The organism is Cohnella sp. 56 (genome assembly GCF_037963805.1).
In the GTDB taxonomy this organism is placed as follows: domain Bacteria; phylum Bacillota; class Bacilli; order Paenibacillales; family Paenibacillaceae; genus Cohnella.
Genome location: NZ_JAZDQE010000004.1, coordinates 319,041 through 340,393 on the forward strand (window position 1 = coordinate 319,041; position 21,353 = coordinate 340,393).

29 protein-coding genes, 1 tRNA gene and 1 pseudogene are annotated in these 21,353 nt (G+C 58.6%); all 31 read right to left on the reverse strand.

Annotated elements, in window-relative coordinates; genetic code table 11:
- Nucleotide 1: 1 nt before the first annotated feature.
- Nucleotides 2-895 (reverse strand): menaquinone biosynthesis protein, encoded by an 894-nt coding sequence (locus VQ071_RS09730; protein ID WP_340513779.1) that lies wholly within the window; start codon nt 893-895, stop codon nt 2-4.
- The gene (locus tag VQ071_RS09735; RefSeq protein WP_340513780.1) at nt 885-1,508 is read right to left on the reverse strand and encodes a UbiX family flavin prenyltransferase; all 624 of its coding nucleotides are present in this window, start codon (nt 1,506-1,508) and stop codon (nt 885-887) included. The genes VQ071_RS09730 and VQ071_RS09735 overlap by 11 nt, the downstream gene beginning before the upstream one ends.
- On the reverse strand, nt 1,502-2,377 hold the full coding sequence (locus VQ071_RS09740; protein WP_340513782.1) for a UbiA-like polyprenyltransferase: 876 nt from the start codon (nt 2,375-2,377) through the stop codon (nt 1,502-1,504). Before VQ071_RS09740 ends, VQ071_RS09735 begins: the two co-directional genes overlap by 7 nt.
- On the reverse strand, nt 2,374-3,093 hold the full coding sequence (locus VQ071_RS09745) for a demethylmenaquinone methyltransferase (protein WP_340513783.1): 720 nt from the start codon (nt 3,091-3,093) through the stop codon (nt 2,374-2,376). The genes VQ071_RS09740 and VQ071_RS09745 overlap by 4 nt, the downstream gene beginning before the upstream one ends.
- Before the next feature lie 5 nt (nt 3,094-3,098).
- Complete coding sequence (locus VQ071_RS09750; protein ID WP_340513784.1) at nt 3,099-3,977, reverse strand: heptaprenyl diphosphate synthase component 1; 879 nt, start codon at nt 3,975-3,977, stop codon at nt 3,099-3,101.
- A 101-nt stretch (nt 3,978-4,078) separates the two neighbouring features.
- A complete protein-coding gene (locus tag VQ071_RS09755) occupies nt 4,079-4,609 on the reverse strand; it encodes a hypothetical protein (RefSeq protein ID WP_340513786.1) in 531 nt (176 codons plus the stop codon).
- 86 nt (nt 4,610-4,695) lie between these two features.
- Nucleotides 4,696-4,920: a trp RNA-binding attenuation protein MtrB gene (mtrB, locus tag VQ071_RS09760; protein ID WP_271752330.1), complete on the reverse strand. Its 225-nt coding sequence runs from the start codon at nt 4,918-4,920 to the stop codon at nt 4,696-4,698.
- A gap of 113 nt (nt 4,921-5,033) precedes the next feature.
- Nucleotides 5,034-5,110: transfer RNA gene (locus tag VQ071_RS09765), tRNA-Pro, on the reverse strand.
- A gap of 106 nt (nt 5,111-5,216) precedes the next feature.
- Nucleotides 5,217-5,597, reverse strand: a complete 381-nt coding sequence (locus VQ071_RS09770; protein ID WP_340513787.1) for a LytTR family DNA-binding domain-containing protein — start codon at nt 5,595-5,597, stop codon at nt 5,217-5,219.
- Entirely contained in the window at nt 5,594-5,716 is a 123-nt protein-coding gene (locus VQ071_RS09775) for a cyclic lactone autoinducer peptide (protein WP_340513789.1), read from the reverse strand. The genes VQ071_RS09770 and VQ071_RS09775 overlap by 4 nt, the downstream gene beginning before the upstream one ends.
- Nucleotides 5,713-6,237 carry an accessory gene regulator B family protein gene (locus tag VQ071_RS09780; RefSeq protein WP_340513790.1) on the reverse strand — a complete coding sequence of 175 codons (525 nt, stop codon included), beginning with the start codon at nt 6,235-6,237 and terminating at the stop codon, nt 5,713-5,715. Before VQ071_RS09780 ends, VQ071_RS09775 begins: the two co-directional genes overlap by 4 nt.
- The gene (locus VQ071_RS09785; protein ID WP_340513791.1) at nt 6,227-6,895 is read right to left on the reverse strand and encodes a hypothetical protein; all 669 of its coding nucleotides are present in this window, start codon (nt 6,893-6,895) and stop codon (nt 6,227-6,229) included. Before VQ071_RS09785 ends, VQ071_RS09780 begins: the two co-directional genes overlap by 11 nt.
- 278 nt (nt 6,896-7,173) lie before the next feature.
- Nucleotides 7,174-7,515 carry an HU family DNA-binding protein gene (locus VQ071_RS09790; RefSeq protein ID WP_445293274.1) on the reverse strand — a complete coding sequence of 114 codons (342 nt, stop codon included), beginning with the start codon at nt 7,513-7,515 and terminating at the stop codon, nt 7,174-7,176.
- A 45-nt stretch (nt 7,516-7,560) separates the two neighbouring features.
- Nucleotides 7,561-7,743, reverse strand: a pseudogene (locus VQ071_RS09795) (ABC transporter permease); the annotation flags it as partial.
- Nucleotides 7,744-7,917: 174 nt separating this feature from the next.
- Entirely contained in the window at nt 7,918-9,081 is a 1,164-nt protein-coding gene (trpB, locus tag VQ071_RS09800; protein WP_340513793.1) for a tryptophan synthase subunit beta, read from the reverse strand.
- Between the two features lie 158 nt (nt 9,082-9,239).
- The gene (locus tag VQ071_RS09805; protein WP_340513795.1) at nt 9,240-9,839 is read right to left on the reverse strand and encodes a TetR/AcrR family transcriptional regulator; all 600 of its coding nucleotides are present in this window, start codon (nt 9,837-9,839) and stop codon (nt 9,240-9,242) included.
- Nucleotides 9,796-10,461, reverse strand: coding sequence for an NAD(P)H-dependent oxidoreductase (locus VQ071_RS09810; RefSeq protein ID WP_340513797.1), 666 nt, complete (start codon nt 10,459-10,461; stop codon nt 9,796-9,798). Before VQ071_RS09810 ends, VQ071_RS09805 begins: the two co-directional genes overlap by 44 nt.
- Nucleotides 10,462-10,498: 37 nt before the next feature.
- The gene (locus tag VQ071_RS09815; RefSeq protein WP_340513798.1) at nt 10,499-11,056 is read right to left on the reverse strand and encodes a flavodoxin family protein; all 558 of its coding nucleotides are present in this window, start codon (nt 11,054-11,056) and stop codon (nt 10,499-10,501) included.
- Between the two features lie 191 nt (nt 11,057-11,247).
- Entirely contained in the window at nt 11,248-12,726 is a 1,479-nt protein-coding gene (gene spoIVA / locus VQ071_RS09820) for a stage IV sporulation protein A (RefSeq protein WP_340513800.1), read from the reverse strand.
- A 257-nt stretch (nt 12,727-12,983) separates the two neighbouring features.
- Nucleotides 12,984-13,736, reverse strand: coding sequence for a hypothetical protein (locus VQ071_RS09825; RefSeq protein ID WP_340513801.1), 753 nt, complete (start codon nt 13,734-13,736; stop codon nt 12,984-12,986).
- 33 nt (nt 13,737-13,769) lie between these two features.
- On the reverse strand, nt 13,770-14,129 hold the full coding sequence (locus tag VQ071_RS09830; protein ID WP_340513802.1) for a 2Fe-2S iron-sulfur cluster-binding protein: 360 nt from the start codon (nt 14,127-14,129) through the stop codon (nt 13,770-13,772).
- Nucleotides 14,122-14,754, reverse strand: a complete 633-nt coding sequence (locus tag VQ071_RS09835; protein ID WP_340513803.1) for a hypothetical protein — start codon at nt 14,752-14,754, stop codon at nt 14,122-14,124. The genes VQ071_RS09830 and VQ071_RS09835 overlap by 8 nt, the downstream gene beginning before the upstream one ends.
- A gap of 13 nt (nt 14,755-14,767) precedes the next feature.
- Nucleotides 14,768-15,061, reverse strand: coding sequence for a 2Fe-2S iron-sulfur cluster-binding protein (locus VQ071_RS09840; protein WP_340513805.1), 294 nt, complete (start codon nt 15,059-15,061; stop codon nt 14,768-14,770).
- Nucleotides 15,062-15,092: 31 nt separating this feature from the next.
- Nucleotides 15,093-15,272: a DUF2768 family protein gene (locus tag VQ071_RS09845; protein ID WP_340513807.1), complete on the reverse strand. Its 180-nt coding sequence runs from the start codon at nt 15,270-15,272 to the stop codon at nt 15,093-15,095.
- 577 nt (nt 15,273-15,849) lie between these two features.
- Nucleotides 15,850-16,470 (reverse strand): nitroreductase family protein, encoded by a 621-nt coding sequence (locus VQ071_RS09850; RefSeq protein ID WP_340513809.1) that lies wholly within the window; start codon nt 16,468-16,470, stop codon nt 15,850-15,852.
- 171 nt (nt 16,471-16,641) lie between these two features.
- Entirely contained in the window at nt 16,642-16,917 is a 276-nt protein-coding gene (locus tag VQ071_RS09855) for a stage VI sporulation protein F (RefSeq protein ID WP_340513811.1), read from the reverse strand.
- Nucleotides 16,918-16,997: 80 nt separating this feature from the next.
- The gene (locus VQ071_RS09860; protein WP_340513812.1) at nt 16,998-18,041 is read right to left on the reverse strand and encodes an NAD(P)H-dependent glycerol-3-phosphate dehydrogenase; all 1,044 of its coding nucleotides are present in this window, start codon (nt 18,039-18,041) and stop codon (nt 16,998-17,000) included.
- Complete coding sequence (gene plsY / locus VQ071_RS09865) at nt 18,031-18,654, reverse strand: glycerol-3-phosphate 1-O-acyltransferase PlsY (RefSeq protein WP_340513813.1); 624 nt, start codon at nt 18,652-18,654, stop codon at nt 18,031-18,033. The genes VQ071_RS09860 and plsY overlap by 11 nt, the downstream gene beginning before the upstream one ends.
- An 11-nt stretch (nt 18,655-18,665) precedes the next feature.
- Nucleotides 18,666-19,988, reverse strand: coding sequence for a ribosome biogenesis GTPase Der (gene der, locus VQ071_RS09870; RefSeq protein ID WP_340513815.1), 1,323 nt, complete (start codon nt 19,986-19,988; stop codon nt 18,666-18,668).
- Nucleotides 19,989-20,113: 125 nt separating this feature from the next.
- Nucleotides 20,114-20,293, reverse strand: coding sequence for a capping complex subunit for YIEGIA (locus tag VQ071_RS09875; RefSeq protein ID WP_340513816.1), 180 nt, complete (start codon nt 20,291-20,293; stop codon nt 20,114-20,116).
- Nucleotides 20,286-21,206 carry a YIEGIA family protein gene (locus VQ071_RS09880; protein WP_340513818.1) on the reverse strand — a complete coding sequence of 307 codons (921 nt, stop codon included), beginning with the start codon at nt 21,204-21,206 and terminating at the stop codon, nt 20,286-20,288. The genes VQ071_RS09875 and VQ071_RS09880 overlap by 8 nt, the downstream gene beginning before the upstream one ends.
- Nucleotides 21,207-21,353: the final 147 nt, after the last annotated feature.

The window sequence follows — 21,353 nt, forward strand, 5'->3', positions numbered from 1 at the left end:
GTCACCTTCGGTTCAAAGTGGTGGAGCTGTCGGACGCGATCTGTCGCGCCGGTCCGCTCCATTGCTCGATCCTCGCTTCCGGCCCCAGGCATCCCAGCTCGCGCGCATACGAGAAAAACAGGGACAACCCTTCGAGCTGTCCCGGCCCGAGATCGTGGTTCAGCCCGGCGAAGTATCCGCGCCAGTAGGCTTCGGTGCCGCCGATCGTGCTGATCGCATGCGAGATGACGGGCGTCAGGTCCGTCTGCGAGCGTGCCTTCGATTCGATGAGCGCCTCGTAAATCTCCTGCACCTCGCCGGAGCGGGCGGCCGCCGCTTCCTTCCTGACCGCCCATACCGCGAAGGTCATCCACATGCCCGTGAACCGGTACCAGCTGTCGGACAGGTCGATGACCTGATACCCGTGGTTGCGCCAGGAAGCCCGGATCGCATGGTCGCCGATCAGCAGGGCGGCATCCGCATCGGCCAGCATATTATCGAGCACCGGCTCTGCCGTCTCGTATACCGGATGGCCGCCGTGGAACTTCTCCATCAGTATCTTCAGCAAGTTCACCGAAGTCGCGGACGTGGTCGTCATGGCGATCCGTCCGCCGTCCAGCACCGTCTCGAGCGGAGACTTCAGGAACAGCAGGATCGATTGGACCGGGCCGCGCGCGCTGACCGACAGGTTCGGCAGCAGCAGATAATCCTCGCTGTTCAGGCCGTAGGCGAACGACGAGATCGCCGCCATGTCGATATCTCCCTCCCGCAGCCGCCGGTTCAGATCGGCGGGCATGCCCTGCACCGTCTCGGGCGCGCTGCGGAGCCGGTCCGGCTCGAAGCGATGGAATACCGGCCATACGTTCGTATAGTCGATGCGGCCGATTCGGATCGGCCTCGTTCGCTCAAGATTCATGCTGCTCGCCCCATCTGTCGTATAAATGATGATCCAATCCCATACTGTCCATAATCTTGCCGGTCATGAAGGCCACGATGTCGTCCAGCGTCTGCGGCCCCTGATAGAAGGCGGGCATCGCCGGAATGATACGGACGCCCAGACGCGCCAGCTTCAGCATATTCTCCAGATGCACGGCGCTCAGCGGCGTCTCCCGGGGAACGAGCAGCAGCGGCCGCCCTTCCTTCAGCGCGACGTCCGCCGCCCGTGTCAGCAGATTGTCCGAGCTCCCGTGGGCGATGGCCGACAGCGTCCCCATCGAGCACGGCACGACGACCATGCCTTCACAGCGGAACGAACCGCTGGCGATCGCGGCTCCGATATCTCCCGGCGGATAATAGACCAGCCTGCCGCCTTCGATATGCGCGAACGCCTCGGCTACCGCGGCCGCCCGGCGGGACGCGTCCCAGCCCAGCTCCTCCTTGAGCACGCGCCAGCCCGCATCCGAGATGACCAGGTGCACGTCGATGCCGGCGCCGAGCAGCTCGCGGACCAGCTTCACGCCGTAGGCCGCGCCGCTCGCTCCCGTGATGCCGACGGCCCAGCGGCGGGGCTGCCCGCGCTCCCTCACCATGAGCGCACCAGCACGAGGTCGATGAACGTGAACGCGAACAGCACCGAGCTGAGCACGCCGTTCATCGTGAAGAAGGCGGCGTTAAGCTTGCTCAGATCGTCCGGCTTGACGAGCTGATGCTCGTAATACAGCAGCACGGCCGCCACGATCGTGCCCGCCAGGTACCACCAGCTCAAGTCGGTCAGCGCGAGGAGCAGGATGAAGCCGCCGAGCGTCACGACATGCATCAGTCTGGCCGCCAGCAGCGCCCGCGCGATGCCGAAGCGCGCCGGAATCGAACACAGGCCTTCCTTGCGGTCGAATTCGACGTCCTGGCAGGCGTAGATAATATCAAATCCCGCGGACCAGAGGGCAACCGAGAGGAACAGGATCACGGCAGGCCAAGTGATCGTCCCCGTGACCGCGACCCAGCCGCCCAGGGGGGCGAGTCCGAGCGTCAAGCCGAGCACGAGATGACAAGCCCATGTGAAGCGCTTCGTGTACGAATAAATAACGGTCATGAATACGGCAATCGGCATCAGCTCGAGCGCGAGCTTGTTCAGTTGGGAGGCTGCCCAGAATAAGAGAGCGAAGGAGATGATGACGAAAAGCACCGCTTCGGAGGAACGAAGCAATCCTGCCGGAATCGCCCGGCCGGCTGTGCGCGGATTGCGCGCGTCGATCGCCTTGTCGATGATCCGGTTAAGGCTCATCGCGGCGGTACGGGCGCCGATCATCGCCAGCAGAATCCAGCCGCATTGCGCCCAGGTGGGCAGCGTGTGATTGACCGTCACCGCTCCCAGAATGGTGCCCACGTAGGCGAACGGGAGGGCAAAGATCGTATGTTCGAATTTGATCATTTCCAAAAATATTTTCAACTTCCGAATCATGCCGGTTCATTTCCCTTCTTCCCTGTATGCAGTGCGGCGACGCCGCCCGCGAGCGGCTTGGCGCGCACGTCCCGGAGTCCCGCTTCGCGGAACATCTCGGCAAGCCTCGGCAGATCGGGAAAGTCGGTCAGCGATTCCGGCAGCCAACGATACTGCTCATACTTGCGCGCGACGAGCTTGCCGAGCAACGGCATTAACTGCTTGAAGTAAAAATAATATATCGCCTTGAACGGCTGCCAGCCCGGCTTGGACATCTCCAGGCAGACGACCTGCCCGCCCGGCTTGACGACGCGGTGCATCTCGGAGAGCACCCTGGCATAATCGGGCACATTGCGCAGACCGAAGCCGATCGTCACATAATCGAAGGTGTTGTCCGGAAAGGGCAGCTCCATCGCATTGCCCTGAACAAGCTCGATCTGCTTGTCCAGCCCCTGCTGCTTGACCTTCTCCCGTCCGACCGCCAGCATCGCCGCGCTGAAGTCGAGTCCGACCGTCCTGCCCGTGCCGCTCGCCTCGGCGAGCGCAATCGTCCAGTCACAGGTGCCGCAGCACAGATCCAGCGAGGATTGACCCTGCTGCACGTTCATCTTGCGCATGGTGAGCTTCCGCCAGGCCTTGTGACGGCGAAAACTGATAATGTCGTTCATCAGATCGTACTTCGGCGCGATGCTCTCGAAGACGGAATGAACATGCTTCTGCTTGGACTGTGCATCCATTGTCGTTACCCCAACTCCTTGATCGCCGCAGCGGGCATCTTGGCCGGTCCGCGCAGGAACGGCTCGATTAGGCTTTGCAGCTCTGCGGCCAGCTTGTCGGACGGCAGATCGGGCAGCATCGACTGCAGCCGCGACGCCGACTGTCTGAGCAGCGAAGCGAGCTTGTCCGCGACGCCGTACTTGTCCATCAGCTGACCCAGCAGTCCCTGGTCGTGCCGGCGCTCCTCGAGCGCCCTGCGGTCCTCGTCGCTGCCTTCGCGCAGCACATGCCACACGCCCCAGCTCTCGCTGAGGCGGTCGGGCCGCTCCAGCCTGAGCAGCTCCAGCAGGAACAGCTCGCAGCGGGAGAACTGGTCGACGAGCTCGGGCCACAGCTTGGCGTACAGACCGGTCATCAGATGGCCGAACGACATAAAAAGAACGCCCCGAATGGCGGAACTGTCGTTCACGTATTCTTCGGCGTCCAGCCGCATCTGCTTCATCTTGCCGTACAGGGACACCTTGATCCGGTTCACTTCGCATACGGCTTCGCTCAGCCGCTTCACCGTCTCGATCTGGCCGGCCTGGGACAGCAGATGATAAAACCGGCTGCTGAAGTAGTCGCCCGCCAGCACCTTCATCTGGCGTGCTCTCATCTGAAGAGTCCCGGCCTTCGTGTCGCCGACAGCATTCTCCACCATGTCGTGCGTATCGAGACCCATCTGGACGAGCGACGTCACGAGCGGGTACAACTCGGCCTGCGCGCCGAGCTCCTGCTGGTCCCTCAATACGGACTGAAGCAAGCGGACGCGGCCCTCCGGAAATTCAGGCAAGTCCGTGTGCTTTGTGATCATATCGTAATCGGTATATTTTCGGGCAATATGCGCGATCGCTTTTCGTGTCATGTTCAGCCTCCGGGATTGCCAAGCGCGGGTTGTCGTCATCGATTTAATTCCTTAATTATAACATAACCGTACAAGCGCCGCATGAGACGCTTAAACGTTCATCAAAATGCAAAATTCGCGAGCCACTCGCGCCCTGTAGCCGTCCAAACCATACGGTTCTTGAGCAATTCGGTCGCATCGTGCGTCCCATCGCCCTGCAGACCGCCGCCGAGCTCGGCCCAATCGGCCGCTCTCAGGTCGGCCGAAGCCAGCATCGCCGTGCGTCCGCCGTCATAAGCGTAAAACCGAACGAGCAGTTGCCGCACATTGGTCACGCGCTCGAAGGAAGCCCTGCACAGCTCGTATGCGTCGCCCAGCAGATCCTCGGGACGTTCGACGCCTGTCTTGGCCGACAAATCCACGTTCAGAATGCCGGGCTCCCATCTCACCCTGTCCAATCCGAACACAAGCGGCAGCGGGTCGAGCAGATCGACGAGGCCTTCGTCCACGAGCCGGTCGCTCGGAATCGGCACGAATAGCCGGTCTGCCGCCGAGCCGGCCTGCGGCGATGCGGCAGGCTGGACCAGGCTGAGCAAGACGATGACGCATACGCCGAGCGCGAGCAGCGCGATACCGCTCCACCAATGACGCATCGACATCCCCCCTTTTTACCCACAACGGCTCTCTCCCATTGTATAAATAAAAAGGGCAGGCTATGCCTGCTCCCCGAGACATGCTTTTAGTTGTCCGTCTCGACAATGCCGTACTTGGTCAATACTGTAGCCTTACCGCGAATCTTGATCGCCGACGTATGATCCGTGAACTGCGCGATCAGCACCTCGCCTTTGTCCAGCTTCTCGGTATGGTGGAACCTGGTATCCTGCCCTCGGGTCAAACCGATGACGTTCACGCCGCTCTCCTTGGCCTTGACGACGATATAATCCGCCTGATTGGGCACGTCCATAACGGCAAGCCTCCTTCACGAATATCAAGCATCGCATATTAACGCACAAGCGTCCTTCAATAAAAACGGCTCCCCGGACAAATACCGGGAAGCAGTCTTGTTCACGTATGTAATGGTCGGAACGGCGGGATTCGAACCCACGACCTCACCCACCCCAAGGGTGCGCGCTACCAGACTGTGCTACGTCCCGTAAGAATCGCGAACGTATGTGATTATAGCATGCTATACGTTTCACTGGCAAGTGTATTGCAAAGTTAAATGCAACCGGCGGCAAACAACGTTTGCCGCGCGGCACCTTAAGCTTTGGAGGGCTTCAAATCCAGCCGATAGGAAGGCGCCTCAGAGCCTTCCCTTAAAAAAGAGACTAAATCTTTGTGATGTGCCCTCGAAACGGGAGCACTGTACCCGCCCTCGAAAAACACGCGACCTAGATCGCCGTCGTAGCGCTGAATTTTGTCGGTCTGAACCAGGTAGCCGCGCTCAACCTTGCGGAAGCCTTCGCCGGATAAATACCGATCGAACTCTTCGAGCGAACTAAGATGACTGAAGACGCCGTACGATGTCTGAAACTTGATGATTCCGTTCTCGATGAACTGGAACAGCACATCTTCGAGCGGAATTTCTAACACTTCAACCTCTTTGCCGCGGCGAATGGACACCGGTATCGTTTTGCTCATTTGCGGAGCTCCTTCGGCATTGTAGGTTTGTTCAGGAAAATGTACGATCCGGTAAATGCAAACATCGAAGCGACGCCCATAAAAAGAGCTCCCAAAACGCCATAGAACCGTTTTTTCATTTTTTCTCACCTCCTTCACTGAATGGTAGCAGCATAACCTGGACTAAAAATGCTAAGGCGAGCGTGTCCGAAACGATAACAAAATTCATCGACACGATAATCAGCCCTATAACTTTCAACAGCGGATAATGCTTTGAAGAAACCCAAGCATATTTGTCGAAGTTGGAAGGTGCGAACACGGCGACCATGAAAAAGGCCAACGAAGTTAAAATATAGGTCCACATCGCAGATAGGTTGATATGAGGCAGAATTGACAGCACAACCGTGGATGCCGCAATACAAGCGATCCCCGAACGAAGATGATATCCCCCCGTTGCGATTCGAAGTATGGCGAACCCGGCAAGCACCAATGCCGTTTTTCCGGGAGAACCGGTAATCAGGCCGATCATGATCGTAAAAACGATAATGGAGACAGTGTTCAATATAATTTTCAAAGCATATTCGATGACATCGGCTGAAGGGGCCTTAACTCCCGCCGCATTCATTCTCAAGTTGAGATTTTCAGAATAACTACGCAGCATCCTCATTGTCCTTTCTCAGAGAAAAGTATAAGAAAGCCGGCAAGGTAAGTAAAAATACGAGGCTCGCATAAATAACAAAATCTTTATATTCATTTCTAAAGACGTAAATCACGACGGTCAGTACGACGATTGCTGATATAATCACGGCAATCAACGTGACATTTGTCCCTTTGAACTCCATCTCATGCCGCCTCGAGGTCGGCACGAAATCGAATCCCCAGTTGAATCGCAAGATCAAACGCGCGAGGCTCAACATCAATATAAAAGTCAACAGCTGGGTAGCGGCATTGATCATACCGTTATTTTTAATCGTTTCAAGCGATATATTGTTAATCGCGCCAAGAACTAGAATGGTGATCCCCTGCACGACGACGAGTACGGCAAAACCTGCGAAATTCATAAGAATGGAATAAAAGACCGGAACCCGGAACAGCACCCATAGAACAATGACGTACATTGCAAACTGAATATAAGTCGACAAATTCGACGTTTCCGGATTAAGACGGGTGAAGTAGGACAACTGGCTCATCATGAATGCGACAATGGACACTGTAATAAAAGCACGCGTATTCAGGCGAAAACGAAACAAGGAAAACATCACGATAAAGACGCCGAAACACTCGATCGCTGAGCCAACGATAAATGGTACATACTGCATTGGTCTGGAGCCCCTTTAACTAAAATGCAATAGAACGATCCGACCTCTCTATATTTATTAGGTCGCTATAATCCATGCAGTCGTGAAACCTATTCTGATAAAATACTAACATTCGTGTCGATGCATGTAAATCGCTTTATACGAAATTCTGATAGTCAGCAACCCAATAACGGTCAAAATATAAAAACGCGCAGAAGCCATCTTGCCGATAAAGGCCAAGATGGCTTCTGCGTGCCCGCAGCATGGATTATGTAGCGTTCACACAATCGCAAGTCTTATTATTTAATTCCGTCCTTGAGCGCCTTCCCTGGCTTGAACGCGGGGATCTTGCCTGCCGGAATCTCGATCTCGTCGCCGGTCTGCGGATTGCGTCCCTTGCGGGCGGAGCGTTCGCGGACCTCGAAGTTGCCGAAGCCTACGAGCTGGACCTTGTCTCCGGATTGGAGCGCCTCGGAGATGACGTCGAATACGGCGTCGACTGCCGAAGTGGCGTCTTTCTTGGAAAGGTCGGCGAGCTCGGATACCTTCGCGATCAGTTCGGTCTTGTTCAATGCATTCACCTCCCATACGGACAACTGGCATAGTATCTGTTTATCCGTTTCATCAGAAATTATACACATGAAATCACGGCCGCCGCAAGCGGGAAGGCGCGCGGGCCTTAAAGATCAGGCTCTGCGTCTGCTCAAATGCACGAATGTGACGGTCAGGGCGAGCACGAACAAGGGTCTTTTGATGATGTCGGTCGTATCGTATTGCACTTGCAGCTGCGTCAGATCGTTGCTCAATATACCCGTAAGCACGGCTCCGACAAACGTCCCTATGATGTTCGGACGTCCCGCGCCGAATACGGGGCATGGCGAATGTTGAACCCGGGTTAGTTGCACCATTATGGTGCAAGTGCAAAACGAGCGAGCAGCGGACTCGCGCGCAAAGTCGGCCGGAAATGGCGTCCACCGCGGGCGGCAAGCCCCAATTATAAAAGCCGCCGGGATGTCCCGGCGGCAGTCGGCCCTTGCGGGCGGTTACTTTTTCAGCATATGGAAGACCTGCTCGACGTCCTTGTCGCCGCGCCCCGACAGGTTGACGATGAGGATCTGGTCGCGCGTCAAGGTCGGCGCGAGCTTCTTGGCGTAGGCGACCGCGTGGGCGCTCTCCAGCGCCGGTACGATGCCTTCCGTACGCGACAGCTCCTGGAACGCCGCCAGCACCTCGTCGTTGCTCACGGTTACGTATTCCGCCCGCCCGGTTACTTTCAGATGGCTATGCTCGGGACCGATGCCCGGATAGTCGAGCCCGGCGGCGATGGAGTATGTCTTGCGCGGTTCGCCCGCCTCGTCCAGCAGCACCAGGCATTTGAAGCCGTGGATGGTGCCCGGCACGCCTTCGGTCAGCGTCGGCGCCTGGTCCGGCTCGACGCCGATCAGCCGCACGCCCGGCTCGTCGATATAGTGCGCGAACGCCCCGATCGCGTTGCTGCCGCCGCCCGCGCAGGCGATGACGGCGTCCGGCAGACGGCCTTCCTTCGCGACAATCTGGCGCTTCGACTCCTCGCTGATGATCGCCTGGAAATGCTTGACCATCGTGGGGAACGGATGCGGCCCGACAGCCGAGCCGAGCAGGTAGAATGTATTCTGATAGTTCTGCACCAGATCGCCGAGCGCTTCGTCGACCGCGTCCTTGAGCCGGCCCTGCCCCTTGTTGACCGGGACGACCTTCGCGCCGAGCAGCTCCATGCGGAACACGTTCAGCGCCTGCCGCCGCATATCCTCGGCGCCCATGTAGATGACGCATTCCATATTGAACATGGCGCAGGCCGTCGCCGTCGCGACGCCGTGCTGACCGGCGCCCGTCTCCGCGATGATACGCCTGGCGCCCATCCGCTTGGCAAGCAGAATCTGGCCGATCGCATTGTTGATCTTGTGCGCGCCCGTATGGTTCAGGTCCTCGCGCTTGAGGTAGATCTTGGCGCCGCCCCAGGCGTCGGACAGACGCTCCGCGTAGGTCAGCGGGCTCTCCCGCCCCACGTACTCCCGCAGATAGTAGCTTAGCTCCTCGTTAAATTCGGGATCGTCCCGGAATTTGTAAAATTGCTGGCTCAAATAATCCAGCACTTCCTGCAATTCCGGCGGGACGAAGCTGCCTCCGAACTCTCCGAAATACCCTTCACGCAACGTCTCCTGGCTCATGCAAGCGCCTCCAATATTAGAAATCATGGCGAAGCCCGTTTGGTGGCAGGCTCCTATTCTTTCCATCTATCGTATCATAAAAATGACGGGCGGCAACCAAAAAAAACGATCGCCCGACACCCCGTACAAGGGTCCGGCGATCGCGCGCCCATTTATAATTATACGTCCTTGAGGATTCCGCCCAAGATCAGATCGATCGAAGGAAACCGAAAGCGCTGCGGCATCAGCAGCGACTGCAGCATAAGACCCTGGACGATGGAAAAATAATAGACGACGAGATCCCTCGCTTCCCCCTCGACGAACAGCCCTTGCGCCTGCCCGGCCTCGAACAGCGGCAGGAGCGCGTCAATATGCTTGTCGACTGCATAACGGTCCATGATGCTGTGAATCGCCTGCGGCAAATAATCGGACGTATGGAGCTGCAGCACGAAGGCGAAGTAGTAGCCATTGCTCTCGGACAAAATGAATTCGGTCAGACTTCTCAGCACCTGCGGCGGATTTCCCTCGATCTGCTCGAATTTGCTCAAAGCGTTGTAGGATTCGCTCAGCACCTTTTCCGTCAGCGTCTCCAGCATATTTTCTTTCGATTTATAATAGTGGTAGACCAAACCGTGGCTGACGCCGGCTTCGGCAGCGATCTCGCTTATTTTGGTTCCGTTGTAGCCTTTCTTTACGAACACGCGCAGAGCCGCTTCGGCGATCTGTTCGGAGCGTTCATCGCGGAGATGCTTCAGCTCCTTTTCCTTTAACCGTGGCATTACCGGTATCCTCCTGTTCATCCAGCAGTGGTCTGGCATAGCTATTGCGAACGCTCACCTTATTTTTACGCAATCGTCTCTTGGAATACAAGTCGAATATCCCAAGCTTCGCGAGCAATCGCATGAAGAGCAGCAGGACGGGCGAAAAAGTGGCGGGGGCGCTCAGCTCATGCAATATCCGTTCCGGAAACGGCCGGCAGGCGCCGGCGTCTTGCCCCAGGCTGAATATTTGATGCAGCCATTTCGTATTCGTACGCGCGGGCATCGCTTCCAGACTCGGACCGAATCCTTTCACGATCGTGCCGTGGACGCGATAACCTTTTCGTGTGGCCCACTTTTCGACGTAGCGCTGCATCGGCAGGCATTGGGCCGTATCCGGGAAGCCGCACTGGATGAGGAACACCATCGTCTGCCCGGAATTGGAGCAATTCGGGATAGCCTCCATAAACGCCTTCACTTGACCCGGCATGCTGTGAAAATAGATCGGAAAGGCGATCAGGATCAGATCGGCCTCCCCGAGTTTATTCAGGCTTTCGAACGCTCTTGTTTTCAGATGCACATGGAACGTGTCGGCGTGATTGCCCGGAATGCTCGTGAAGCCTTCCGTGAACCGGTTCAGCATTTGAATTGTGTTGCTCGTCTTCCCGCGCGGCGAACCGCTATACGCGAGCAGTTTCATAAGCGGCCTCCTTTGCGCTCTCCCCGGTTGTTCGTTGAAAAGCAAACCCGCCGTAAAAATTTCCGATGAACCGGTTGACGTCGCGCATGATCTCCAGGTCTTCCGCGTCCGTATCCGCTTCCTTGTGCAGGATAAAGCCAAAGTCGGGGTTCTGCTCGTACCTGGGATCGTGGGTGAAGATTCCGCTCCTGATCTTGATGAACGGCAGCTCCATCGGGTAGAGCCTGTCGATAAACGATTTGGTACGCCCCGACATAAAGCCTTGGACGACAGGCGCGATCACCACGATCCGGTCGGAGTTGACGAAGGCACGCAGGATGGACGCTTGGTCGTCCTTGATAATGCAAACGCCAGGCGTCTTTATATTGCACACGTAACAGCCCAGGCACGAACGGACGTCCATCCGATTCAAATCGAATACCGACACCGAGCAATGCTGCTCCTGAAGCAAATGAAGATAGCTTTCGGTAAACGCGAGCAGCTCCGAATCCTCGGTGCCCGAGCATATGACCGTAATGCGATTGATCGATTTACGCATAGCGCGCCTCATTTCTCAGAGAATTGATTTATTGATTCAATGAGTCAACATTAGCACGAATATCCCGTTTGTTCAAGAGGCGGACGCATGCAGAAGTTCGTGTCACGAGGCGGCCATTGCTCGCGAGCCCTCTTTTCTCATATAAAAAGACCGTGCGCTCGATGTGCGCACGGTCCTGTCCTCGGATTCGGTTACAGTATGATGGCGATCAGTCCGCCCGAGCCTTCGTTGATGATGCGGCCGAGCGTCTCCTGCAGCTTGTAGCGCGCATTGTCCGGCATCATGGCGATCTTGCCCTGGATGCCTTCGCGTACGATCGAATGCAGCGAGCGGCCAAAGATGTCGGAATCCCAGATCTTGATCGGGTCCTTCTCGAAGTCCTGCATCAGATAGCGGACGAGCTCCTCGCTCTGCTTTTCCGTGCCGATGATCGGGGCGAACTCCGACTCGACATCGACGCGGATCAAGTGAATCGAAGGGGCCGTCGCCTTGAGGCGGACGCCGAAGCGCGAGCCCTGGCGAATCAGCTCCGGCTCGTCTAGCTGCATCTCTGCGAGCGTCGGGGCCGCGATGCCGTAGCCGGTCGTCTTGACCATCTCCAGCGCTTCGGCGAACCGATCGTACTCGCGCTTGGCGTGGGAGAATTCCTGCATCAGCTGCAGCAGATGGTCTTTGCCGCGGATCTCCGTGCCAACTACCTCTTGGAGGATGCGATCGTACAATTCGTCGGGCGCATACAGGTCGATCTCGGCCACGCCTTGGCCCATATTGAGCCCGCTGAGGCCGGCCCGGTCGACGAAGTCGTACTCGAGAAACTGGGAGACGACGCGGTCCACATCGCGCAGACGGCGGATGTCCCTGACCGTATCGCGCACGGAGTTCTCATAGCTCGACCGCAGCCAGTGCTGCTCCTGGAGCACCATGACCCAGCTCGGCAGATTGACGTTGACCTCGTGCACGGGGAACTCGTAGAGCACCTCGCGCAGCACGCCCAGCACTTCATCCTCGCCCATCGACGCCACGCTCAGCGTGATGGCCGGTATATCGTACTTGGCGGCAAGCTCGGCGCGAAGCGCCAGCGCTTCCTCGCTCTTCGGCTTCGTCGAATTGACGATAAGCACGAACGGCTTGCCGACCTCCTTAAGCTCCGCAATGACGCGCTCCTCCGCCTCGACATAGGAGCTGCGCGGGATCTCCGCGATCGAGCCGTCCGTCGTCACGACGACGCCCAGGGTGGAGTGCTCCTGAATGACCTTGCGGGTGCCGATCTCGGCCGCTTCCTGGAACGGGATCGCTTCCTCGAACCAGGGCGTCGTAATCATGCGCGGGCCGTTCTCGTCCTCATAGCCCTTGGCGCCCTCGACCGCGTAGCCGACGCAATCGACGAGACGCACATTGACCTCGAGACCTTCGCCGACCTTGATCTGGACGGCGTTGTTCGGCACGAACTTGGGTTCCGTCGTCATGATGGTGCGACCGGCCGCGCTCTGCGGCAATTCGTCGATCGCCCTGACGCGGTCGGCTTCATGTGCGATGTTCGGCAGCACGACCGTCTCCACGAATCGCTTGATGAAGGTCGATTTGCCTGTCCGGACGGCGCCGACGACCCCGAGGTAGATGTCGCCGCCGGTGCGCTCGGCGATATCTTTGAAAATATCCACTTTTTCCACTGAGATTCCCTCCCCTTCGTAATCGCGAAGCCTGCGGTTCCGTCAGCGCGACGGACTCGTACATGAACTTGGACTAGTATCATTGTATGTGCCAGTCCCGGGATTATGACGCCGGCAGGCAACTTTTTGCGGAGCGCCGGCCCCAACGTTCTCTCATCCAAATGATCCTATGATAGAAAAGAGGCGCCTATGCCTGCAAAGAGAAGCAGCAAAAAACCGCCCCGGATCGGAGCGGTTTGAAAATGACGGCGACGTTATTATTTGAGATACGCCCGAGGCTCTCCGTCGGTCAGACGGTATACAGGCGACTTGACAGGCACATAGAACGACTCGCCCGTCAGAAAATCGCGCAAGTCGTCCGTCGGCGCCGGCTTGACGTCCGACTTTTTGAGCGCTTGAACGATGTCGACGCCATAATCCGCATACACCGTGCTGCCCGGATCGATGAGCAGCTCCATCACCCTGCCCGTATACATACTGCGGATCGCCGGATCGTCGATGCCGAGCTTTTTGTAATCGAGCAGTCTGAAGTCGGGGTACACCTCGTCGCCAGCAGGCTGGACGCCCTTGTGCTTGAGCACATAGGCGTTCACCTTGGTCTGGATCGTGCCGATCGTCTGGTACACGGCCAAGTCCAGCAGCTTCACCTGCGGATTGTTTTCTTCGTCCACAATGATGAACTGGCCGGAGCCTCCGCGCTCGAACGCCTCCTTGGGCAGCTCGGTCACGTAGCCCATCCGCTTCAGCTTGGCGAAGTCAAGACGGAACTTCTCGTACTTGGGCGTCGCCTCCGAGGCATTCTCAATCGGCAGCAGTCCCGTGTCCTCACGGTATCTGTCGACCGCGTCCTGCACGGAGCGGACGGCCTCCTTGGCCGACACTTGATTCGAAGGCGTATACTCGTCCGGGTACATGCACCCTGCCAACGGCAGCAGCGACAGCGCGAACGCCGTCAGCGCCCCCCGCTTCGCCCAATCCTTGCCGCGCTTCAACCATTGCCATCTATTCAACGCATATGCCTCCCGTATTTGCACTTCACGCCATTACCATAGTTCATCCGACTGCTGCCGCTCGAGCTGCTTGCGCACGGCGGCCTTCAACGGATCCTCCGGCACCTCGACGTGCACGTCGCTCAGAATCCGCGCCTGACAGGACAGCCGCATCCCTGCCTCGAGCAGCGGCCCCAGCTTGAGCCGTTCGGCCGGCGTCGGCGCGCTCAGGGCGGCCGCTTGCTCGGGCGGCACCGCGACCTTGCACATCAGACATCCGGCGACGCCGCCGCAGCGGGTCCTCACGGGCGCATGAGCCCGCCTCGCCGCCTCGAGCAAGGTCGTGCCAGGTCTGACGTCGACAGTGGCCGCCTCCGGTCCGAACGTCACCTTGCAATAGCGCCGCTCAGCCATCCCGTCCCGCCCCCCTGCCGTCCGAGTCGCTCTCCGCGCCGGTCGCGACGGCAAGCGCCGCGCGCCGGACCTCCTCGGACAGCGGCTGCCGCGCCAGCAGCCGCTCAAGCGCCGGCAGATGCGCCTCTCGTGCGGCGCGTATAAGCTCCCCGACGGCGGCCGTCCGGTCCGGCCGCTCTCTAAGCAGATTAAAAATCAGTTCGTGACCGAGCGGGACGATCCGCACGGATGTCCCGTCTTCGAAGCGCAGCTCGTCAGCCTCTGCATACAAAAACCGGTCGACCTCGGTCACATAATGCGAGGCAAGCGCTCTCACCTCGAAGTCGCCGACCAGCTCGATCTGCACGCCGCCGATCCGGTAATGCGCGAGCAGCGACCGGTAGCTGCCCGACGCGTCCCACGCCGGGCCGTCCGTCGCCAGATCGGCAAGTCTGCCGTGCAGCGCCCCTACCGCGGACGCATCCGCGTATATATCCAGGTCCCGCGGAGCGGATGGCAGACGGGCTCCCCGAAGCGCCAGGCCCGCGCTGCCGCCGACGACCCATCCGGCTCCGCAGCCCGCAGTCAGCACGGCGAGCCGGCGCAGCGCCTCCTCGATCTCTCCGCCAGCGCAGCGGATAGCCATCGTCCTCAGCTCCTTAGAAGTACGTCCTGTTGACAGCCGAGATCGTGCCCGGCGATGCGATGCGGGCCTGACATCCGAGACGGTAGCCCGCGTCCAGCTCGTCCGGCCCGAGCCGGTCCCACTCGGCATCCGTCGATTCCTCCAGATGTGAGGCGCCCTCCGTCACGATGCAGCGGCAGCGCGCACAAGTCCCCCGCGAACAATTGAACTGCCAATCGATACCCGCCCGCTGGGCGAGCTCGAGCAGTGTCGCGCCGACGACCGGCTCCGTTTGGGCTTCGATTGTTCTTCCTTTTAACGTCAGCATTGCCTTAAGCCTCCGGCCTGATTCTAGTTCGTTATATAATAGAGATAAGTCCGCATATCATGCCCGTCACGAGCATGACGAAGGCGACGAAGGACAGCACCAGCCGCAGCGCGCCTCTGGTCTTCGCTCTGGCAAGCATGATCAGCACGGCCGACAGCACCATCAGACCGATGCCGACGAAGGACACCCACATTTTCATCATCGGATCCATGATTCGCCCTACCTGTCCTTTCCCGACCGTTAACGCAAGTATGTAGCGCCCGAGAAAAAGCGCGAATCGCCGCGTTTTTTTCCGTTCGACTGCCAGTTATAATACCACAATATTGATCGATCTGAAAATAGAACGAAGCCAGTTCCGGCGTCGGATCGACGATATCCGGCAGTCTGGCAAGCGGATGCGGGCGTGCTTTTGGGACAGCCCCCTCTTTTGAATAGCCTGTTTTCAGCTTCGAGGACCTCGGTAATTCAAGCTTAATTCAGATTTGTTCGGTGTCAGGGAGCCTTCCACACCAGGTTTTTTAATTATTGCAAGCAGATCGGACAGCAACGTGAATTTGTGAAGACGAAGAAGTTTCTAGCACATAGTCTAAGTCTACCGCTCCGGCTTCCAATGCGAGCAATATCATATCTTCTTCTTCATGACAGGTCACAATGATGACCTTGATATCCGGATATTCCCTCGCTATTTTTTTGCAGGCCGCAATGTCTTCTTCCCCGGTTGTCATCTCAAATCGTTAAAAAAGCGGCCCTTTTACAGGGTCGCTTTTCGGCGTTTGGCAAGACGTCGACTATTTGAATATTTTGACGCGTTCCTCGAGCGGCTGGAACGTCTTCTCCCCCGGCCGGGCCGTCGGCTTGCCGAAGGGCATCTGCGCGATGAGCGCCCAGCTGTCCGGCAGTCCCCAGGTCTGCTTGACCTCCTGGTCGATCAGCGGGTTGTAGTGCTGCAGGGAAGCGCCGAAGCCCTCCGACTCAAGCGCTGTCCAGATGACGAATTGATGCATGCCGGAGGAATGCGCGGACCACTTGGGGAAGTTTTCCTTGTAGGCGGCGAACTGCTGCTGCAGTCCTTCGATGACCTTCTGATCTTCAAAAAAAAGCACCGTGCCGTAGCCTGCCGCAAAAGCGTTCATTTTCTCCAGCGTAGACTTGAATTGCTCTGCGTCATTGACGATCCTGCGCAATGTCTCGGTCGTAATCTGCCAAAATTTCTTGTGCTCCTGCTTCAGCAGCAGCACGAGCCTGGCGCTCTGCGAGTTGAACGAGGAAGGCGTGTGCTTGACGGCCTCCTTGACGATCTCCTCGATGCGAGCATCCGGCACGACGGGTTCGTCGCTGATTCCGTAAATGCTTCTGCGCGCTCTGACCGCTGTCAGAAACTGTTCGCTGACGGCCGCATCCGTAGGCATGTCCGAACTCTCTCCCTCTCAAGCTGCTGGTTTGGCTTTCTCTTTAGTTGTCCCCTCTCTTCGCCGGAATATGAGCGGCAACAATATCCGCCGCGCACCGCCTGCTCGCCCCAAGACGCCAAAAAGCTCCCCGCGACGATGGTCGGGAGGAGCTTCAGGCGGCCCAAGCCGTTATTTTTTGAGCATCATTTTCATGAGTCCTTCAAGGCCGCCCATGTTCATGCCGCTCTTTTTGACTGCGGATATGATCTCCTTGACCGTATCCTCCGATACCGGTACGCCGGCCGCGCCGGATACCTGCTTGATCAACTGACGGATCTGCGCCTCGCTCTGCAGGATGTCCGGAGACACCTTTTGGGCGATTTTCTTCAAGGACGTTTCAGATACGGGCTTGCCCGTCTTCTTGGTGACCGAGTTCAGAATATCTTTGGACAATTTTTTGTCCATGCTTCCCCTCCTCCGCACATCATGCCTTGTATAGTATGAGGCGGTAAAAGGAAGGGTGTGGGCGGGCATCCCCTGGCGATCTAGCTCGGATTGGAACGGTTAAAGAGCACGGCTTCTTCGATCTCGTGCGTGCGGACGCGGCCCATCAGCGCCTCCACCGCCTGCAATGGCGGCTTGCCTTCGAACAGAACGGCATGGAGCTGGGACGTGATCGGCATCTCGACGCCGTACTGCACCGCGAGCTTCGAGGCGGCCAGCGTCGTGCGGACGCCCTCGACGACCATCCCGATCCGGCTCTGCACTTCCTCGTAGCCAAGTCCTTGCGCCAGCAGCTCGCCCGCACGATAATTCCGGCTGTGTCGGCTCGTGCACGTCGCGATCAGATCGCCGACGCCCGCAAGTCCGGCGAAGGTGAGCATATGGGCGCCCATGGCGGATCCGAGTCGCCCGATCTCGGCCAGCCCGCGCGTCACGAGCGCCGCCTTGGCGTTGTCCCCGAACCCGAGGCCGTCGGACAGGCCCGCCCCGAGGCCGATAATGTTCTTGATCGCGCCGGCCGTCTCGGCGCCGATCGGATCGGGATTCGTGTAGACGCGGAAGTATGCGTCGTTCATGAACAGGTCCTGGGCGGCCTCGGCCTGCAGCAGATCGGTGGCCGCGACGACGACCGTCGTCGGCAGGCGGACAGCGACCTCCTCCGCATGGCTCGGTCCGGAGAGCACGACGATCTGTCCTTCTTCGCGCCCCAGCTCCTCGGAGAGCACCTGGGACATGCGCTTCAGGCTGCCCGTCTCGAAGCCCTTCGTCGCGTGTACGATCAGCGCCTCCGGCCCGATATGCGGTGCGGCCAATCGCGCGATCTCCCGCGTCGCAGACGACGGGGCGACGAATACGACCGCTTCCGCATCGGCCAGCGCCTCCGCGAGATCGGTCGTTGCCGTCAGCGCCTCCGGCAGCGCGGCCTCCTTCAGATACTTGCGGTTGGTCCGCTCCGTATTGATCTCATCCGCCTGCTGCGTGCCGCGCGTCCATATTTTCACCCGGTGGCCGTTGTCCGCCAGCACGCATGCGAGCGCCGTGCCCCAGCTGCCCGCGACCAGCACGGTAACGTTGCTAGATGCCATGGGTATCCTCCTTACTCTTTTTGGCGCCGAGCTTGTTTTCGGTGCCGTTCAGCAGCTTGACGATATTTTTGCGGTGACGCACAATCGCCAGCACAGCCAGAATGAGGGCGCCCCAAAATACCGGTCCGATCTCGCCGGCCACGCCGAGAATAACCGGAACGAGGGCGGCAAAAATCATCGAACCGAGCGAGACGTAACGGGTAATGACGATCACGACGATCGCCACGACGCCGGATGCGAGGACAGGCAGCGGCGCCAGATAGATGAGCGCGCCGATCGTCGTGGCGATGCCCTTGCCGCCCTTGAATCGGAAGTAGAGCGGCCAGTTGTGGCCGGCGATGGACGCCAGCCCGCACAGGACGGCGACCCATGAATCGCCGTCCCCGTCAATGGCATGGCCGATCGCGACGGCGACGAGCCCCTTGGCGATGTCCAGCAGGAAGACGGCGGCGGCCGGACCTTTGCCGAGCACGCGCAGCGTATTGGTCGCGCCGGCATTGCCGCTGCCGTGCTGGCGGATATCGATCTTGCGCAGCCAGCGGGCGAACAATATGCTGAACGAGACGGACCCGAGCAAATAACTGATAACGATGGCGATGACGGCTGACAACAATTCGTTCTCTCCTATTCCTGATCGGACTTGCGTCTTGTGAAGAGGCGCAGCGGCGTGCCCTCGAAGTCAAACGCGGCCCGAATCTTGTTCTCCAAATAACGCTCGTACGAAAAATGCATCAATTCCGGATCGTTCACGAAAATCAAGATCGTCGGCGGCTTGACCGATACTTGGGTCGCGTAGTTGACGCGCAGTCTGCGCCCCTTGTCCGTCGGCGGCGGCGTGATCGCGACGGCATCCGCCACGACGTCGTTCAGCAGATGCGTAGGCACGCGCATCGCATGCTGCTCGGCCACGCGGTCGATGACGGGGAGCAGACGGTGAAGCCGCGACTTCGTCTTCGCGGAGAGGAATACGATCGGCGCATAGGACATGAACAGGAAATGATCCCGGATCGTGTTGGTGAACTGCTGCATCGTCTTGTCGTCCTTCTCGACGACATCCCATTTGTTGACCACGAACACGGACGCCTTGCCCATCTCGTGCGCATAGCCCGCGATGTGCTTGTCCTGCTCGATGATGCCTTCTTCGCCGTTGATGACGACGAGTACGACATCCGCGCGTTCGATCGCTTTCATGGAGCGCATGACGCTGTACTTTTCCGTCGTCTCGTACACTTTGCCGCGCTTGCGCATACCGGCGGTGTCAATCAGCACATAGCGCTGGTCGTCCTTGGCGAACGGCGTGTCGATGGCGTCGCGTGTCGTGCCCGCGATCTCGCTGACGATAACCCGGTCCTCGCCGAGAATGGCGTTCACGAGGGAGGACTTGCCGACGTTCGGGCGGCCGATGAGCGCGACCTTGATGACGTCGTCGTCGTACTCCTGATCCTCGCCGGCTGGCAGCCGGTCCACGCAGGCTTCGAGCAGATCTCCGATGCCGATGCCGTGCGAGCCGGACAGCGCGATCGGATCGCCGAAGCCGAGGCTGTAGAACTCATAAATATCGTCCATGCGCTGCAGATTGTCGACCTTGTTGACGGCGACGACGACAGGTTTGCCCGACCGGAACAGAATCTGGGCGACCTCTTCGTCCGCATTCGTGACGCCAGCCTTCGCGTCCACCATGAATACGATGACGTCGGCCTCCTCGATCGCCAGCTCGGCCTGCATGCGGACGAGCCGCAGGATGCCGTCCTCGCCGTCGATCTCGATGCCGCCGGTATCGATCACGCTGAAGCTGCGTCCGCTCCATTCGCCGGAGCCGTAGATGCGGTCTCTCGTTATGCCCGGCTTGTCTTCGACGATTGCCAGCCGGTCTCCGATTATGCGATTAAAAATCGTAGACTTCCCAACGTTCGGGCGTCCTACGATGGCAATGACAGGTCTTGCCATGCTTTCACTCCTTAAGGGATTCCCTGAATCATACAATAATCATACAATGAACATCATATCAAAAATACTACGCCTTGGCTAACGAATCCTGCCCCTTGGCAAGTCTGGCATCCATGTTGAAGCCATTAATGCCGGTCCACGATCATGTACAATCCGTCCTTTAATTTGTGCGCGGCGCAATCGAGTATTTTCTCCAGCAGGTTCGTCAAATTTTGCAGCTCCTCCTCCGACTTGGCGATCAGGGCCGCCGAACCATCCGATATGTTGCTCGGGTCCGTCGTCAGCAGCATAACGACTTTAGCCATGGGCCGTCTCTCCTTTTTGTTTGTTGGCCTTTGTCGGCCGTCTGACTGCCGATTCGAGCAGCGGTACGCCGCAGATCGCCTGCATCGCCTTGTCGGGATCATGCTCTCTGGGAATGAGCAGCACACCGAGCGCGCCGGTGCCGAGATCGAGCTTCGCCAGCGGCATAAGCGCCGGATCGCCGTCGTCGCGATATACACCGAGTCTTGTCGACACATCATGCAGTATCGCTTGGCGCAATCCCAGATTCGCGAGCGTTACCTTCGCATCGTCGCTGACGGGCGTCAGCATAAATCCGATCGCCTGCTTGCGCATAATGTCGAGATTGGATTCCAGCCCGACATTCATCATATAGACGCCCCCGACAGAGACGCTGGCGTCTCCTATAACGACGGGAGCGAACGATACGGTCGCGATATCCCGTATATTTTTGCCTCTCATAAAACGGAGCACGACCGCGATGCAGACGATGCCGAGCGGCACGCCCCACAGCCAGCTCCACACGGTCGTCGCGAAGCTGACGATCAGGGCGGTCGCGATCGCCAGATAATTCCGCCCCTCGAAGACGACGGAGATGCCTTCTATGTAGGAGGCGCCTCTGGGCACCAGCTCCTGATGATCGATTGCGGTGAGCGTGTTGCGCTCCATATTGCGCACTTCTCTGAACTGCTGCGCGGCCAACGACAAAAAAGTAATCGCGGTGTAATCTTTGTTCATCAGCGCCGGCACCGCTACAGCGCCGAGCGCACCGGCGATCAGTCCGAGCGCCAGATGGATGATCTTGCCGTGCGGATAAGCCGGATATTGCCGGTAATCGCTGCGCAGCATGACGATCCGGGCCAGCAGCCCGAACGCCGTGCCAAGCGACACGCCGAGCAGTTCATGATGGCTGGCCAGCCACTTCGCCGTGATCATGCGGCCACCTCCTCATACCGAATGTTTCATTTTCGTTAGTATGCGCAGGTTGGCGCGGCCAAAATAGAAAAAAAGTGAAAACGCAAAAAAGACGCTGCAGCCATAAGCCGCAGCGTCCTGTATGTCGCACGCTAAAACTGTCGGTTA

Bases quoted from the DNA above. Each gene is read 5' to 3' on its own strand.
- VQ071_RS09830 (WP_340513802.1), bottom strand. From the start codon at position 14,129: ATGGCTGAGCGGCGCTATTGCAAGGTGACGTTCGGACCGGAGGCGGCC.
- VQ071_RS09880 (WP_340513818.1), bottom strand. From the start codon at position 21,206: ATGATCACGGCGAAGTGGCTGGCCAGCCATCATGAACTGCTCGGCGTG.
- VQ071_RS09835 (WP_340513803.1), bottom strand. From the start codon at position 14,754: ATGGCTATCCGCTGCGCTGGCGGAGAGATCGAGGAGGCGCTGCGCCGG.
- VQ071_RS09755 (WP_340513786.1), bottom strand. From the start codon at position 4,609: ATGCGTCATTGGTGGAGCGGTATCGCGCTGCTCGCGCTCGGCGTATGC.
- VQ071_RS09875 (WP_340513816.1), bottom strand. From the start codon at position 20,293: ATGGCTAAAGTCGTTATGCTGCTGACGACGGACCCGAGCAACATATCG.
- VQ071_RS09750 (WP_340513784.1), bottom strand. From the start codon at position 3,977: ATGACACGAAAAGCGATCGCGCATATTGCCCGAAAATATACCGATTAC.
- VQ071_RS09745 (WP_340513783.1), bottom strand. From the start codon at position 3,093: ATGGATGCACAGTCCAAGCAGAAGCATGTTCATTCCGTCTTCGAGAGC.
- VQ071_RS09810 (WP_340513797.1), bottom strand. From the start codon at position 10,461: ATGCTGAACCGGTTCACGGAAGGCTTCACGAGCATTCCGGGCAATCAC.
- VQ071_RS09845 (WP_340513807.1), bottom strand. From the start codon at position 15,272: ATGGATCCGATGATGAAAATGTGGGTGTCCTTCGTCGGCATCGGTCTG.
- trpB (WP_340513793.1), bottom strand. From the start codon at position 9,081: ATGAGCCAGGAGACGTTGCGTGAAGGGTATTTCGGAGAGTTCGGAGGC.
- VQ071_RS09770 (WP_340513787.1), bottom strand. From the start codon at position 5,597: ATGAGCAAAACGATACCGGTGTCCATTCGCCGCGGCAAAGAGGTTGAA.
- VQ071_RS09850 (WP_340513809.1), bottom strand. From the start codon at position 16,470: ATGCCTACGGATGCGGCCGTCAGCGAACAGTTTCTGACAGCGGTCAGA.
- VQ071_RS09855 (WP_340513811.1), bottom strand. From the start codon at position 16,917: ATGGACAAAAAATTGTCCAAAGATATTCTGAACTCGGTCACCAAGAAG.
- VQ071_RS09805 (WP_340513795.1), bottom strand. From the start codon at position 9,839: ATGCCACGGTTAAAGGAAAAGGAGCTGAAGCATCTCCGCGATGAACGC.
- mtrB (WP_271752330.1), bottom strand. From the start codon at position 4,920: ATGGACGTGCCCAATCAGGCGGATTATATCGTCGTCAAGGCCAAGGAG.
- VQ071_RS09815 (WP_340513798.1), bottom strand. From the start codon at position 11,056: ATGCGTAAATCGATCAATCGCATTACGGTCATATGCTCGGGCACCGAG.
- der (WP_340513815.1), bottom strand. From the start codon at position 19,988: ATGGCAAGACCTGTCATTGCCATCGTAGGACGCCCGAACGTTGGGAAG.
- VQ071_RS09840 (WP_340513805.1), bottom strand. From the start codon at position 15,061: ATGCTGACGTTAAAAGGAAGAACAATCGAAGCCCAAACGGAGCCGGTC.
- VQ071_RS09785 (WP_340513791.1), bottom strand. From the start codon at position 6,895: ATGCAGTATGTACCATTTATCGTTGGCTCAGCGATCGAGTGTTTCGGC.
- VQ071_RS09790 (WP_445293274.1), bottom strand. From the start codon at position 7,515: ATGTGTATAATTTCTGATGAAACGGATAAACAGATACTATGCCAGTTG.
- VQ071_RS09775 (WP_340513789.1), bottom strand. From the start codon at position 5,716: ATGAAAAAACGGTTCTATGGCGTTTTGGGAGCTCTTTTTATGGGCGTC.
- VQ071_RS09780 (WP_340513790.1), bottom strand. From the start codon at position 6,237: ATGCTGCGTAGTTATTCTGAAAATCTCAACTTGAGAATGAATGCGGCG.
- VQ071_RS09740 (WP_340513782.1), bottom strand. From the start codon at position 2,377: ATGATTCGGAAGTTGAAAATATTTTTGGAAATGATCAAATTCGAACAT.
- VQ071_RS09735 (WP_340513780.1), bottom strand. From the start codon at position 1,508: ATGGTGAGGGAGCGCGGGCAGCCCCGCCGCTGGGCCGTCGGCATCACG.
- VQ071_RS09860 (WP_340513812.1), bottom strand. From the start codon at position 18,041: ATGGCATCTAGCAACGTTACCGTGCTGGTCGCGGGCAGCTGGGGCACG.
- VQ071_RS09730 (WP_340513779.1), bottom strand. From the start codon at position 895: ATGAATCTTGAGCGAACGAGGCCGATCCGAATCGGCCGCATCGACTAT.